This is a genomic window from Bradyrhizobium monzae (genome assembly GCF_021458635.1).
GTDB lineage: Bacteria > Pseudomonadota > Alphaproteobacteria > Rhizobiales > Xanthobacteraceae > Bradyrhizobium.
The window spans coordinates 241,468-256,045 of record NZ_JAIRDQ010000012.1 but is presented as its reverse complement, the minus strand read 5'-3'; the positions used below and the strand labels follow the sequence as shown (position 1 = coordinate 256,045).

The following is a 14,578-nucleotide window of genomic DNA, read 5'->3' as shown; positions in this document are numbered from 1 at the left end:
CTAGGGAGAAACGCATCATACCATACAGAGGCAGCCTCGAGACGAGTATCCGCGCAAAGGGCGTTGCACGAATACTTTCGTCAGAAGGGCCATTCTCGTTTCATGCGGGATGTCGCCCCACCGCAGGCGTTGATTCGAACTCGATCGGCGTCTCGGCTGCTGCAGCTTTTGGCAGGCACAAAATGTTGACGGTCGCTGTCAAAAGGGAAACCGCTATTGGATAGATTAGACCCGAATAGATGTTACCCGTGTAGCTTACGAGCGAGAGGCTAACCAACGGAACGAAGCCGCCGAATATACCGGTGCCGATGTGGTAGGGAAGAGAAAGGGAAGTATACCGCAAACGCGGGGGAAAAAGCTCGACGAGGAACGCGGCATTCGGCCCATAGACCAGTGCGACGAAGACGAGTTGTGCCAAGATTAACGCCGTAACGGCGACATAGTTCTGAGCCGCGGTTGCCGCTGCCATTCCCATGTAGATCGGAACATAGAGAGCGGCAGCGAGCAGGAGTCCCGCTACTATCAGTGGGCGACGCCCGACACGATCAGAAAGGGCACCACTTAGAACGATCAACGGCGTTCCGATCGCCAAGGCGACGGCGACGCATATGTTCGCCGTTAGGAAGTCCACCTTGAGAACACTCTGTAGGAAGTACAAAGCGTAGAACTGTCCGGTGTACCATACACAACCAAGACCAGCGGTTGCGCCAAACAGGGCGTACAGCGCGTATCGCAGCCCCTGCCCGCTGCCGAAGCTTTCGCGCACAGGGGAGCGCGAGACTTTTCCGGCTCGACGCATCTGCTCAAAGACGGGCGACTCACTAAGCTTCAGGCGGAGATAAATCGAAAGCAAGACGAGAACGGCGGACAGAAGAAACGGAATGCGCCATCCCCACGCGCGAAAAGCATCTTCGCCGAGGGAGAGACGACACGCAAGCACAACGAGAATGGCGACGAAAAAGCCGACCGTTGCCGTGGTTTGAATGAAGCTTGTGTAGAAGCCGCGACGGTTCTCTGGAGCATGCTCGGCCACATAAACGGCAGCGCCGCCGTACTCTCCGCCGATAGCCAACCCCTGGACCAACCGCAGCAGCACAAGCGCGACGGGGGCGGCAACTCCGATGGTCGCATATGTCGGCAGGAATCCGACCAACGTCGTCGAAATGCCCATCAAGATCAGGGTGAGCAGGAACGTGTGTTTGCGTCCCAGCCGGTCGCCGAGGCTGCCAAAGACGATGGCGCCGAATGGACGTATAACGAATCCGGTGGCAAAGGTTGCAACGCTGATCAGGACCGCCGCGTTGGGATCATTGGCCGGATAGAAAAGTGTCGAGAAAAATACGGCGAGACTGCCGTACAGGTAGAAGTCGTACCACTCGATGATCGTACCTGCACTTGAGGCAAGTACCACGGTCCATATTCCCGGAGCCTGGACGTCCATTCTCGGTTCGCTCATCAACATCTCTCTCCTTCGCCCCTCTAGGCACGAGTTCTCTCAATCGCGTGCGCCATCGCGCACGCTCCCGGTTTCGCCGGCAATATGTAGAAGGCGGATCCCGCTTAGGCCGCGATCGAACTCTGCGCAGGAGCGTAACGCGAAAGACAGGCGCTCGCCTCCGCCGAAATGCGCTTCACCAGCTCTCCGGCGGTTGGGATGTCGTTAACGAGTCCGATGCCCTCTCCGACGGTGACATTGGCGGTGTCGTAATCGCCCGACGTCCAGGCTTGCTCGACCCGCTGCAACTCCGCTTCCTGAAGGGTACGCAGCTCATCCTCGCGACCGTGCCACTTTTCGATGAAACCATTTTTCATCAGACGTCCGGTATACTCACTGGGCCAAGCCTTTTTGCGGACGACATCGTAGACACGGGTGCGGATTGTTTCATCTCCGGTGGCACTGACGACTTTTTCCTTGGCGATACGATGGATGACGGATTCCTGTGTGGCCCAGAAACGCGTTCCCATTAGTACACCGTCGGCGCCAAGCATGAGCGCCGCGGCGAGGCCCCGGCCGTCGGCAATGCCGCCGGCCGCGAGCAAGAGAACGCGGGGTGCTCTCTGTGCGATCAGATCGGCAGCCGCCGGAACGAACGGCATTGTGGATCGCGCCACTAGTCCGTGCCCCCCCGCCTCGGTGCCTTGCGCGATTACGACATCAGCGCCCACGTCAATTGCGCGCTTCACGTGCTCAAGAGTGTGCACTTGGCAGATCAGCGGAATGCCGGCCTGCTTCACCTTCGGCGCGAAGGGCGCAGGATCCGAGAACGACAACATGATCGCCCTGCTATGTCGCTGCAGGGCGAGTTCAAGCAGACCCGGATCGCTCGCCAGCGCCCAAGTGATGAAACCACAACCCACGTCCGGGCGGCTGACCTTGGCCGATTGCTCTTCGAACCAGGCCCGGTTCGCGTAGCCCCCGCCGAGCAGGCCCAGCGCGCCGGCCGCGGACACTGCCGACGCGAGCTCGCCGCCAGAGGCCGGATCCATCGGCGCGAGCACGATCGGATGCTCAAGTCCAAAAAATTCAGTCAATCTCGTCTTGATAGCCATATTCCCTCCCCTCAGGCGATCCGCCTTTTGATGCGGAAAGGCTAGATCGGCCATTGACAATGGGAAAGTGATTATTTCTGATCTATGTCATCACTTTGGGAGATGACCCTATGGATAGCACTGACCTCAATTTCTTTGCCGCGGTGGCTACGGCTGGCGGCATCGGCCGGGCGGCCAACGATCTCCACACAGTGCAATCCAACGTGACACAGCGAATTCGTGCACTGGAGGTTCAACTTGGTGTCCAGCTCTTTCATCGATCCAAGAAGGGGGTGACGCTCACGTCGATGGGAAGCAGGCTACTTCCGTATGCCAAGCGGATTAGCGAGCTCTTGGCGGAGGCCCAACGCGCGGTGAAGGACGAGGCCTCTCCGGGTGGCGAATTGCGCATCGGTTCGATGGAAACGACGGCGGCCTTGCGCTTGCCGCCCATGCTGACGCATTACGCAATCGCCTATCCGGACGTCGACGTTCAGATTGAAACAGGACCAACGGCAGGTCTGGTCGAGAGCGTACTGACGCGAAAACTCGATGGCGCTTTCGTCTCCGCACCGGTGACGCATAGCGAACTGATCTGCAAGCCGATCGTGGAGGAGGAGTTGGTCCTCATCACGCCGCCGATGGTCACGTCCACTGGTCACCTCAACAAGTTTCTGGCGACCGGAAGCGGCCGCAAGGTGATCGTTTTCCGTGCGGGTTGCTCGTATCGACAGCGCTTGTCGGAATATCTTGCTCACCGCGGCTTTGTCGACCTGCGCTGGATGGAAATGGGAACGCTCGACGGAATTATCGGCTGTGTCGCAGCGTCGGTCGGCCTTTCGTTAGTCCCGCACGTGGTTGCCGAACCGGCAGAACGGCAGGGATTGCTTCGAACCCATTTGCTGCCGGATGGAACAGGAAGAGCCACCACGCTTTTCATCCATCGCAAAGATGCGTTCGTTTCATCCGCATTGCGGGCGTTCATGGAATGCGCGGGATCAACGCCTTCAGCGACAATCCTTGCAGCCACCGCGGCGGCGAATGCGGCTAGTCCGCCTCGAACGACGACCTCGCCGCTTTCACCGCGGTCGTGATGAAGCGATGAACCTCCTGAACTCGCCGGGTCTCATGCGTGTCGGGATGAGACGTCAACCAGTAATTCCGGACGAAACGCACGTCAGGCAGCAGGCGCTTCAGTTCGGGATAGCGGCGGGCAGCGTAATTGTGCAGGATTCCGACACCGTGCCCGCTCCGGACGGCCTCCATCTGAGCGACAACGCTGCCGCATTCGTAACGCCGCGACATGAGCCGGCCCAGAACGGACGCATAGTCCAGGGCACGGCTGTAAACGAAATCCTCGACATGCGTGACAAATAGACGGCCGGCAAGATCGGCCTGATCGTTTATGGGTCCCTCGCGCGCGAGGTAACTCGCGGCCGCGTAAACGCTGAGGGTGTAGTCGGTCAGCTTTGCCAATATCAGACGCCCCTGCTTCGGCCGATCCAGCGTAATCGCGATATCTGCCTCTCGCCGAGACAGCGAGAAATTGCGCGGCAGCGGCACGAGTTGAATGACAAGGCCAGGATGCCTCGCCGCCAGTGACCCGAGCTGATCGGCCAGGAAGTAGTTGCCGAGCCCGTCGGGTGCCCCCACGCGTACAGTGCCAATGATTGCCTCGGTTGGGCCTCCGATGCTTGAGCCAACCTTGAGAAACTCGCTTTCTGCGCGTTCTGCGGCGGCGAGCAACGCCTCGCCCGCCGCCGTAAGCGTGCAGCCTGAGGTATGCCGTTCGAGCAGCTTGGCGTCCAGGCTGCGCTCCAATGCAGTGAGCTGGCGAGCCACAGTGGCGTGATTCAAGCGCAGGTGTTTCGACGCTTTCAGAATCTGACCTGCGCGCGCGACCTCGAGAAATATCCGGACTCGCTCCCAATCCATCGACTACACTTTCTGCACAACGGAGCCGCAAATTCGGCCGTTGATACGCGTTTTTATGCGCTTCATACAAAGACCGATCAAGCTTCGTTTGGAGGAGAGCCCGTGACTGCGACCATTCCGAATTTCATCGACGGCGAGTTGGTGCCGAGCCGGAGCACCCGCACATCGCCCGTCTATAATCCGGCAACCGGCGAGCAATCGGGAACGCTCGGATTGGCAACGACGCAGGAGGTCCAATCGGCGGTCGCGGCAGCGAAGAAGGCCTTCCCCGCCTGGGCCAACACGACTCCTCTCCGCCGCGCTCGCATTCTTAACCGCTTCCTGCGAATCCTCGAAGATCGGATCGACGAGCTCGCCGGGGTGATCACGGCCGAGCACGGCAAGGTGCTCTCGGACGCCAAGGGCGAAATCCAGCGCGGCATGGAAGTCGTCGAATTCGCGACCGCTGCGCCGCAACTCCTCAAGGGAGAGATTACAGAGAACGTCGGCACCCGCGTTGACAGCCACTCGCTGCGTCAGCCGCTTGGCGTCGTCGCCGGGATCGCGCCGTTCAATTTCCCGGCGATGGTGCCCATGTGGATGTTCCCGGTTGCCCTCGCCTGCGGCAACACATTCATCCTGAAACCGTCCGAGCGCGATCCATCCGCTTCGCTCGTCCTTGCCCGGTGGCTGAAAGAAGCCGGCTTGCCTGACGGCGTCTTCAACGTCGTCCACGGTGACAAGGAGGCGGTCGATGCCATCCTGACTGATCCCGATATCGTTGCTGTCAGCTTCGTCGGCTCGACGCCGATTGCTCGATACATCTATGAGACCGCCACGCGCCACGGCAAGCGCTGCCAGGCGCTCGGAGGCGCCAAGAACCACATGATCGTCATGCCGGACGCCGACATGGATCAGGCGGTGGACGCACTGATGGGAGCCGCCTATGGCTCCGCCGGCGAACGCTGCATGGCGATTTCGGTGGCGGTCCCGATCGGCGAGACGACGGCGGACCGGTTGATCGAGAAGCTGGCGCCCAAGGTTCGGGCCCTCAATATCGGTCCTGGCACCGATCCCGAGGCCGAAATGGGCCCGTTGGTGACAAAGCAGCATCTCGACAAGGTCCGCAGCTACATCGATGCTGGCGTCGATGAAGGTGCCCAGCTGATCGTCGACGGACGCGACTTCCGGCGCCAGGGCTACGAGAAAGGATATTTCGTCGGAGGAACGCTGTTTGACCGCGTGACGACCGACATGAAGATCTACCGCGAGGAGATCTTCGGACCGGTGCTCGCCGTCGCGCGCGCCAAATCGTACGATGACGCCGCCGATATGATCAACAAGCACGAGTTTGGCAACGGCACCGCCATCTTCACAAGGGATGGCGATGCAGCGCGGGAATTCGCGCATCAGATCCAGGTCGGCATGATCGGCATCAACGTGCCGATACCCGTTCCGATGGCGTTTCACTCCTTCGGCGGTTGGAAGGCATCCCTGTTCGGCGATCACCACATGCACGGGCCCGAGGGCGTTCGATTCTATACCAAGCTCAAGACAATCACGACTCGGTGGCCGACAGGCATTCGCGCCGGCGCTGAGTTCGTGATGCCGACGATGAGCTGACGCGCGGCAGCAGAGGGTGATGGACGCTCCATGACCCTCTGGCATACTGCGGTTCTGGACCTGACCGCGACGGATCGCGATTCATGAGCAACTGGCTCTCGTCGTCTCCAAGAGCTCGTTGAGAAGGCGCTCGATCCGCCGCTTGAAGATGATCAGTTGGAGACCAGGCGTTCAAGTTCGCCCGCTGGTGGCTCCAGCGTCTCGCGGCGCCTAACCTGTGCCGATCTGTCCACCAACTCTTGTCCTTCGACGTCGACGAAAACCGCCGGATCGCGGTGCGATCTGTCGATCGTCAGCGAGAACACGTCGAACCGGTTGTAATAGCCAACGACGTCATGGAATTGCTTCGGTTCGACGCAATGAGCAATGTCGATATCGGCATATGCAATGCCTTCGCTCTCGGAAAGCACCTCGCTGATGACCTGTCCGGTCGGATCAAGAATCATCGAGACGGCATGAGGGGTTCCTTCGATCATATCCAGCATCGCCGGATTTGCCTGGCCGAGTGCGTCCCTCATTCCGACGTCAACGCAGGCTGACGAAACGATGTTGAAGCATTTGGCCTCAAACGAATGGGCGCCGGCGCGTATCTCGATAGCCTTGCGCAGGTCATAGCCACCCTTTTCTTTGGACGGACGGGTGGGCCAGATCGGCGGGTACGTCGAAATGTGCACTTGCTCGCCCTGAGCCATAAGCGAATAGCGCGCCAGTGGATTTGTGTTCTCGCCGCAAATCAGCATTCCAACGCGACCCACATTCGTCTCGACGACCCGCAGCCCCCGTGCGTCTCCAGCCGCCCAGACTAGCTTCTCATAGAATGTTGGAACGAGCTTGCGGTGATGATTGAGGATCGATCCGTCTTCGCCGACCAGGAGATTGGAATTCCAGATGCAGCCGAGGCTTGCCACAGTGCCTTCGGTGAAGCCGATAGAGACCGCGACCCCGTGGCGCTTGGCCGCCATTCTGACCCTCATCAATTCGGGGCTGTCGAGCAACAGCGCCTGCGCCGACAAGGCTCTGAAGAAGTCGTGGGACATGATGGGCGCCTGTAATGCTGCCCAGACCGGGAATCCTGGAATAAAGGACTCCGGAAAGGCGACGAGAGAGGCGCCGTTGCGCGCCGCCTCCGCAATGAGATCACACGCCTTTTCAGCAGTCTTGGCTGCATCGAGAAATACTGAAGACGTGTGGCACGCGGCGGCCTTGAAGCGCGGCAAAGTCGAAACCATTTGAGATAACCCTCCCGGTGTTGGCCACTCCAGGTTAGTCCAGCATGGGATGGGGGCGAATGCGAAAATCTGCACGGCTTGTTGCAGGTCTTCAAAGCACCGAGATCGGCACACGATAGATCGCGTTGCGCCGTCCGGTTACCGGTTGAAGTTCGCCCGATCTGGATCTGGCTCGCGACAACAACCCCGTGCAGCGTTCCGTTACGAAAAAGTCGCACACGAACTTGGTCCATGACCACCCTGGTGCGTGCTCCAGACGGCATTGCTGCCAAGTGGCCCCATCATCAGAGCTGAGTTCGACCGCTGCCAGATTGGAGTCACCCCAGGCCCAGCCCCACACTTGCACCAAACCGCCGCTGTTGAGGCGGCTATCTGGTTTTGGCGAGACAATGATCGATTGAGGAGCTATTTCCCACACTGGACGGGTTGAGCCGTCAGGCTCGGGATCATTGTACCATCTCGTCGTGAAAACACCCGGTGCGCGTTCCGCGCGAAGCTCGATCTTGCGCAGCCACTTGACACTGTTCGTGCCGTAATACCCGGGAACGACGAGCCGCAACGGAAAGCCGTGCTCGGGGAGCAGCCCGGAACCGTTCATTTCGTAGGCCAGCAGAACATCGTTCGCTGCCCGCGAGAGAGGCAGATCTTTCACGTAGTGGCCACACTCGATGCCTCCGAATTCGCCTGAATCCGCGCCGTTCGACCAGACGAAACGCGCTGTCCGCTCTACTCCGACCATTTTCAACAAGTAGTCCAGACGGACCCCAGCCCATGATACATTGCAGACTCGCCTTGTCGGCTTATCGGGCGCGAGCGGACTTCCTGCGCATTGATGCACTGAAGCGATTTCGTGCCGCGGAAAGCTCTTGAGCTCGCGAACGGTTAGAACCTTGGGTCGCTCGACGAGGCCGCCGATCTCCAGCCGCCAATCATCGGCGGTATGGCCGTCTACAACGCCGAGATGGCACAGGACGATACAGGCCTCGGTCCGCGTGATGCGGTCCGTCAGGTCATGAGGCTCAGATGGAATTCGGCCGAAAAAGCCGCGAATCTTGTATGAAAATTCGTCAGACATTGCAGCGCTCCGTGGGAGCTGCGAACCTTATCCGATCTCACGGAAACGCTTGACCAAAATTCCGCAGGCGCGCTTGCATGAATTTGGTCAGTCGAACTCGTTCAAGAAGGCTTTGTCTGCCCTGAATATCTCATTGAGGAAGCGCAGCAACGTGCGCACTCGTCCCATGTATTCGATGTCTTCGTGGACGGAGACAAACAACGACCTTGTGACGACCACGTCATTCATGATGCGCACAAGGCGATGGTCCTTCTTCGCGGAAAAGAACGGCAAGAGGCCGATACCGCGCCCGACACCAATTGCATTCTGCTGAGCTGCCATGCTTGTCGAGCGGAACACGACGTTCTCCGGCACCAGAACATCGTGCAACCACTGCACCGGCTGGATGGCCACCAGATCGTCGACGTAATCAATGAAATCGTGACGCTTCAGTTCGTCCATCGAGGCGGGCGCGCCCCTGTTCACAATGTACTTTGACGACGCAAACAGTCCGAGCTTAAACTCTCCGGCCTTCTTGACCGACAGCTTTGGACCTACCAACGGCACGAAACTGACACAGACGTCTGCCTCGCGTTTCGTAAGATTGATCAGATGCCTCTCAGTAACCAGCTCAACGAGCACGCCGGGGTGCTTCTCATTGAATTGAACCAGCTTCTCGGCCAGATAGAAGGCGGCGATACCTTCCATACTGGTAAGCCGGACCCGCCCCGTCGGCTCAGTTGGCGTACGGAAATCCTCCGAAATCACCAAAGCCGCGGCTTCGATCTTCTCGGCGGCCTGATAGAGCTTGTGGCCGTCCTCGGTCAGAACGAAACCATCCGGCTTTCTATCGAATATCTTGATTGCGAGATCTCTCTCTAGCTCCGATATCCGCCGACTGACCGTCGTGTGATCGACCTTGAGCCGCCGAGCGGCTGGCATCAGTCGGCCTTGTTTTGCAAGCTCTAGGAAGAACTTCAGATCGTTCCAGTCGAACATTCGCTCCGCTCTGCCCCTCGAAGACCTTCAGCGAATTTCGCATTAGTCTCAAGAGATTGCCAGCGTCCTCAGGACGCATCTGAACCATCAGCCTCGGCGACAGGCCCGCAAGGCACGCCGCCTATTCTAGTGGGAATATCAGCTACTTAGTTCTGAAACCGATCCCTCCTCACGTGCACCAGCTGCGGCGCGCGCCGGACCGGACGCGCCCAACAGGATCCTTCGTTGCATCTCCCGGAAAGTGCGGTCGGCATCTAGCTCAGCCGTGGCAAGGGATACGGCGATGGCCACCACAAACGAAAGCGGCATGGCGATAATCGCCGGATTCTTCAAGGGGACAAACCACCAGGCGCCAGCAATGTCTGCCATGGATTTGCCAAGTACATCGACCTGGACCGTCGGCGACAGGCATATCAGAACAATCGAGCCTACAGTGCCAACAAGAATACTCGCCACCGCCCCCTGTGTGGTGAAGCGCTTCCAACCAATTGCCAGCACCAGGGAAGGAAAATTGGCTGCACAGGCCACGGAGAACGCCAGTCCCGCCATGAAGGCAACATTCTGACCCTCGAACAGGATTCCCAAGACGACCGCGAGGATCGCAATGATGATTGTGGCGGCGCGCGCGACCGTCAACTGCTCTCTCTCTGTGGCCCGTCCAACCCTTATCACGTTGGCCCAAATGTCATGGCAAAGAGTAGCGACGCCCGAGAGGGTCAATCCGGCGACGACTGCGAGCATGGTGGCGAACGCCACGGCGCAAATGAAGCCGAAGAATGCGTTGCCTCCAACCGCTCGAGCCAGCAAGGGGGCGGCCATGTTACCGCCGCCTCCCGCTTTGAGCACCGCCTCTGGTCCGACGATCACCATTGCTCCAAAGCCGATGACGAAGACCATGAGATGAAATGCTCCGATGAGCCCGGTCGCATAGAGAATTGAAAGCCGCGCGGCTTTGACGTCCTTGACCGTATAGACGCGCATGAGAATGTGCGGCATGGCCGCCGTACCGAACATGAGACCAAGGCCCAGAGATATCGCGTCCCATTGACCGGAAACGACGCGCGAGCCGGGCTGAAGCACATTCGCGCCGTACCGCTCAGCAGCCGCTGCGAATAGCCGCATCGGATTCATTTGGAATTGCGCAAGGACGAGAATCGTGAGGATAGCCCCTCCCGCCATCAGCAGCACCGCTTTGACGACCTGAACCCAAGTCGTCGCGAGCATGCCACCAAACAGCACGTAGATCAGCATGGCCGTCCCGACAATGACGACCGACCAGAAGTAAGGAATGCCGAAGAGTAGCTTGATGAGCGCCCCCGTCGCAACCATCTGCGCGATGAGGTAGAAGGAGATCACGGCTAGAGTTCCGATCGCTGCGGCAGAACGAACAGGTCTTTGCGACAGCCGATACGCCACCACATCGGCGAAAGTGAACTTTCCGACATTTCGAAGTGGCTCGACGATCAGAAAGAGAATGATCGGCCATCCGACGAGCCAGCCGATCGAATATACCATGCCATCGAAGCCGTTCGAGGTGACGATGCCGGCGATTCCTAAAAGCGCCGCCGCCGAGAGAAAGTCTCCGGCGAGAGCCCAACCATTTTGCCAGGCGGTGATCTCACCACCCGCCGCAAAGAACGTCTCAGTTGTCTTCGTCCGTTTGGCCGCCCAATAGGTTATGGCAAGCGTCACGGCCATGAACGCGAAGAAGAATGCGATCGAGATGTTGCTGGTCTGCGACTGCATCATGCTTGCTCCAGCGTGGACTTAACGTTGCGGTCGAAGACGTTGTTCGCCCAGTACACGTAGACGAGGCAGAGCAGAAACGAGCTGATGATGACCATTGGGCCCAGCAAAATGCAAAGCGACAGGCCAGGGGCGAGCATTGTGCCGAGGACAGGTTTGGCAAACGCGAACAAGCCCATGAAGCCGAAATAGATGGCGATCATTGTCAGGCTCAGCGACGCAGCCACGGTCAACCTTGACCGCGCCAATGCTGTCAGCCCTCCTTCCAGGGCGTTCGACGAAATGCTCACCTGCTCCTCCTCAATTGTTCGTGACAATTTCGACAGACTTCGAATCGTTGTGCACTGAGAATTTCCGAGAGAGGACTTGCACATTTTCGTCATGTCCCAGCGCGATGGTTGACGTGTCCGCGATCACACGATCAGAACATTTAGCTGGCTAATTGCGGGAACGGCGCTTTCTTGTACAAGAACTCGAGTATCTCCTTTCGGTACTTGATAACCTCAAAGTCGGACGTCAGCTTTAGTCGGTCGCGTGGTCGGGGCGTCTCGACTTTCCAGATCCGACCGATTCGAGCAGCCGGTCCGTTGGAGAGTGCGACAATCCTGTCGCTGAGAAAGATCGCTTCGTCGATGTCATGAGTGACCATGACGACGGTCGTTTTCGTCGTCTCAACAATCCGCACGAGTTCGTCCTGAAGGCTTGATCTCGTCAATGCGTCGAGCGCACCGAAGGGTTCGTCCAGCAAGAGCACCTTTGGCTGAACGGCGAACGCTCGCGCGATACCGACGCGCTGCTTCATGCCGCCAGAGATTTCAAAGGGGTATTTGCCGATCGCGTGCTCCAGGTGCACGAGCTTTAGCGCCTGTTCGGCCCGATCCATCAGTTCGGACCTCGGCGCTCCCCGAAACGCCTGCTTTACGGCAAGATGAACGTTTTCGACGCAGGTCATCCAGGGGAGCAAGGCATGGCTCTGGAAGACCATTGCCCTCTCCGGCCCGGGACCAGTGACGACCGCGCCGGCGCAGCGGATTGCACCTGACGTGGGCCTCAGAAGCCCGGCTACGATGTTGAGCAAGGTACTTTTGCCGCAGCCGGAGTGGCCGATCAGGCAGACGAACTCGCTATGTTCGATTGCGAGCGATATCCGGTCGAGCGCGAGCAGCGCCTTGCCGGAACGGTCCACAAACGACATCGAGACGTCATTGATATTGAGATCGGCCATCGCCCTACTCCCGAAAGCTGAGACCCTCGCCAATTCGTTTGAGAATGACGTCGAGCGCCAGGCCGATCCCACCGACGAGAACGATGGCAACGATCATGCTGGCGATCTGCAGGTTATTCCATTCGTTCCAGATGAAATACCCGATCCCGCTTTGCGCGCCGACCATTTCTGCAGCCACGATGACGAACCACGCTATGCCGATGGAGATACGCATTCCCGACAAGATCATCGGCACGCTGGCGGGGAAGACGACTCGCGTCACGTGCTCGAGTCTCGGAACCCCGAATACGCGCGACACGTTCAGCCACTCCGCGCGCACAGATGCCGTTCCGGTCGCCGTGCTAATCAACATCGGCCACACGGCGCAGATGAAAATAATGAAGATCGTCGAGATCGTGCTGTCGCGAAAGGTGTAGAGAGCAAGTGGCATCCACGCGAGCGGTGATACCGGCCTAAGAACCTGAATGAAAGGATCGAGGGCTTGATAGCATGCCGGCCACAGTCCAAGAATGAAGCCCAGCGGAACGGCAACGGCTAAAGCCAACGTGAAGCCAAGAGCTACTCGCCCCATCGAGTAGACCAAGTGCCAGGCGATCCCTAGATTGTTAGGGTTATCATCGTCCAAGGCGTGCGCGATCAGCTCATAGCCGCGCAGTGCAACGGCCCGCGGGGAAGGGATCGCGCTGGCTTGCTGCCCCGCTGCACTCTGGCCCGCAAGCCGCGCATACTCCGCGTCGGCAGCATTGACAGGCCCGGACGGCGTCGTCGTGAGCCAAGCCCAGATGCAGATGAACCCTACAAAAATCGCAAGAGAGGCCACCCAAGGCTGTCGCAATCGATGCAACATTTGCGTCAACCTGGCTTCTTGACCGACGCCAGGTATTGCTCCGGCTTACTGGAATCGAAGTCCTTCCCGAGGATCTTCTCACTACCGAAACCGACGCCCGACGGGGACGCACCCTCCTCCCGCATGATACGCGCAGCGTCCGTTGCGAGCATCACTTTTTCAGCGAGCGCTTTGTAGTCGACGTCCTCCTTCAGCATGTTCCAGCGCCTGAGCTGCGTCATCAGCCAAACGGCCGCTGAATATTGCGGAAATGGCTGATAATCGACCCGGCGAGCATCTTTCCTGATGCTCCCGAGGCCATCGGCATAGGTCCCGCCCAGAACCTGCTCGATGACGATTTCAGGAGCATTGAGATACTGCGGCTCCGACAGCACCTTCGCCATGCCGACGCGGTTCTCCGGCTTCGAAACGTGAAGACTGGCGGCGATGATGGCGCGGTAGAAAGCCATAAAGGTGTTCGGGTTCTGCTGGATCCAGCTCTCGGACGCGGTGACGGAGCAGCACGGATGGCCGTCCCATATCTCTTTCGAAATAAGGTGGATAAATCCGGCCCCCTCGTAAACTGCGCGCTGGCCGCCCGGCTCACCACCAAAGAAGCCATCGATGCTCCCGACGCGAAGGCTCGCGACGTACTCGGTGGGCGGGACGATCCGATATTTGACGTCTTGGTCCGGATCGAGGCCGGCCGCGGCCAGATAATTCCGAAGCTGCAAGCTCTGGTGGCTCTGCTCGAACGGAACGGCGAAGGTAAAGCCCTTCCAGTTCTTCGGATCGCGGTTGTCCCTGTGCTTGTTCGCGAGGACGAGAGAGTTTCCATTTTGATTGAGGATGGTAAGCACTTTGATCGACTGGACATTGCCCCCCAGTCCTGCCGTCATCGTCAGGGGCACTGGCATCACCTGCTGTGAAACGTCCAGCTCTCCATTGAGCATCTTGTCGCGAATCAATGCGATTCCGGCGATCTTCTGCAGGCTGACCTCGAGGCCTTCCCTGCTGTAGCTTCCAAGCTTCTCGCCGTAGATCAGCGGGACGGCGCAGGTAATCGGCAAAAAGCCCACAGCAAGCTTCGACTTCTCGAGAGGCTTGCGCTCCTGGGCAATTGCCTTCAGCGTCTCGATCGGGAGAATGCTCGAAAGTGCCCCGATGATCGCACCGGCCCCGACGGTTCGCAGCAATTCGCGCCGCAATATCGGCTGCGGGAATAGACCCTGGAGCAGCGCCTGCTCGACTCGGTTCGAGACCGCACCCTCGAGGCTCGGCTGAGCCGGGCCAAGCTCGCAGCAATTGCAACTCTTGCCGCCGAAGCCATGATGGTCCAATTCATCACCCATATGCTTTGCCCCTTCAGCGTCCGGATTCGAAGCTGGCGCTCGGCCGCGTCCTGACGGAGCTTGGCGTATCAGTCGGGAAGC

13 protein-coding genes are annotated in these 14,578 nt (G+C 59.0%); 2 read left to right on the top strand and 11 right to left on the bottom strand.

The window, feature by feature from the left end; translation table 11 throughout:
* Window positions 1-100: 100 nt before the first annotated feature.
* Window positions 101-1,456: an MFS transporter gene (locus tag K3F49_RS33100; RefSeq protein ID WP_234685068.1), complete on the bottom strand. Its 1,356-nt coding sequence runs from the start codon at window positions 1,454-1,456 to the stop codon at window positions 101-103.
* A gap of 104 nt (window positions 1,457-1,560) precedes the next feature.
* Complete coding sequence (locus K3F49_RS33095) at window positions 1,561-2,550, bottom strand: NAD(P)H-dependent flavin oxidoreductase (protein WP_234685067.1); 990 nt, start codon at window positions 2,548-2,550, stop codon at window positions 1,561-1,563.
* Between the two features lie 110 nt (window positions 2,551-2,660).
* Here K3F49_RS33095 and K3F49_RS33090 point away from each other — a divergent pair, with 110 nt between their 5' ends.
* On the top strand, window positions 2,661-3,623 hold the full coding sequence (locus K3F49_RS33090) for a LysR family transcriptional regulator (RefSeq protein ID WP_234685066.1): 963 nt from the start codon (window positions 2,661-2,663) through the stop codon (window positions 3,621-3,623).
* On the opposite strand, the gene K3F49_RS33085 is transcribed toward K3F49_RS33090, so the two are convergent.
* Window positions 3,577-4,464 (bottom strand): LysR family transcriptional regulator, encoded by an 888-nt coding sequence (locus tag K3F49_RS33085; RefSeq protein ID WP_234685065.1) that lies wholly within the window; start codon window positions 4,462-4,464, stop codon window positions 3,577-3,579. The two genes, K3F49_RS33090 and K3F49_RS33085, sit on opposite strands and share 47 nt — an antisense overlap.
* Before the next feature lie 102 nt (window positions 4,465-4,566).
* Between K3F49_RS33085 and K3F49_RS33080 the strand changes: the two genes are divergently transcribed.
* Window positions 4,567-6,066: a CoA-acylating methylmalonate-semialdehyde dehydrogenase gene (locus K3F49_RS33080; protein ID WP_234685064.1), complete on the top strand. Its 1,500-nt coding sequence runs from the start codon at window positions 4,567-4,569 to the stop codon at window positions 6,064-6,066.
* 152 nt (window positions 6,067-6,218) lie between these two features.
* Here the strand turns inward: K3F49_RS33080 and K3F49_RS33075 are convergent, their stop codons facing one another.
* The 8 genes from K3F49_RS33075 to K3F49_RS33040 form a co-directional block, all read right to left on the bottom strand.
* Complete coding sequence (locus K3F49_RS33075) at window positions 6,219-7,295, bottom strand: carbon-nitrogen hydrolase family protein (RefSeq protein WP_234685063.1); 1,077 nt, start codon at window positions 7,293-7,295, stop codon at window positions 6,219-6,221.
* Between the two features lie 91 nt (window positions 7,296-7,386).
* Window positions 7,387-8,370: a molybdopterin-dependent oxidoreductase gene (locus tag K3F49_RS33070; RefSeq protein WP_234685062.1), complete on the bottom strand. Its 984-nt coding sequence runs from the start codon at window positions 8,368-8,370 to the stop codon at window positions 7,387-7,389.
* 87 nt (window positions 8,371-8,457) lie between these two features.
* A complete protein-coding gene (locus tag K3F49_RS33065; RefSeq protein ID WP_234685061.1) occupies window positions 8,458-9,348 on the bottom strand; it encodes a LysR family transcriptional regulator in 891 nt (296 codons plus the stop codon).
* Between the two features lie 138 nt (window positions 9,349-9,486).
* Window positions 9,487-11,094 carry a sodium:solute symporter family transporter gene (locus K3F49_RS33060; RefSeq protein ID WP_234685082.1) on the bottom strand — a complete coding sequence of 536 codons (1,608 nt, stop codon included), beginning with the start codon at window positions 11,092-11,094 and terminating at the stop codon, window positions 9,487-9,489.
* The gene (locus tag K3F49_RS33055; RefSeq protein WP_234685060.1) at window positions 11,094-11,384 is read right to left on the bottom strand and encodes a DUF485 domain-containing protein; all 291 of its coding nucleotides are present in this window, start codon (window positions 11,382-11,384) and stop codon (window positions 11,094-11,096) included. The genes K3F49_RS33060 and K3F49_RS33055 overlap by 1 nt, the downstream gene beginning before the upstream one ends.
* A 140-nt stretch (window positions 11,385-11,524) precedes the next feature.
* Window positions 11,525-12,319, bottom strand: a complete 795-nt coding sequence (locus K3F49_RS33050; protein WP_234685059.1) for an ABC transporter ATP-binding protein — start codon at window positions 12,317-12,319, stop codon at window positions 11,525-11,527.
* 4 nt (window positions 12,320-12,323) lie between these two features.
* A complete protein-coding gene (locus tag K3F49_RS33045; RefSeq protein WP_234685058.1) occupies window positions 12,324-13,166 on the bottom strand; it encodes an ABC transporter permease in 843 nt (280 codons plus the stop codon).
* Window positions 13,167-13,171: 5 nt separating this feature from the next.
* Window positions 13,172-14,497, bottom strand: a complete 1,326-nt coding sequence (locus K3F49_RS33040; RefSeq protein ID WP_234685057.1) for a CmpA/NrtA family ABC transporter substrate-binding protein — start codon at window positions 14,495-14,497, stop codon at window positions 13,172-13,174.
* Between the last annotated feature and the right edge of the window lie 81 nt (window positions 14,498-14,578).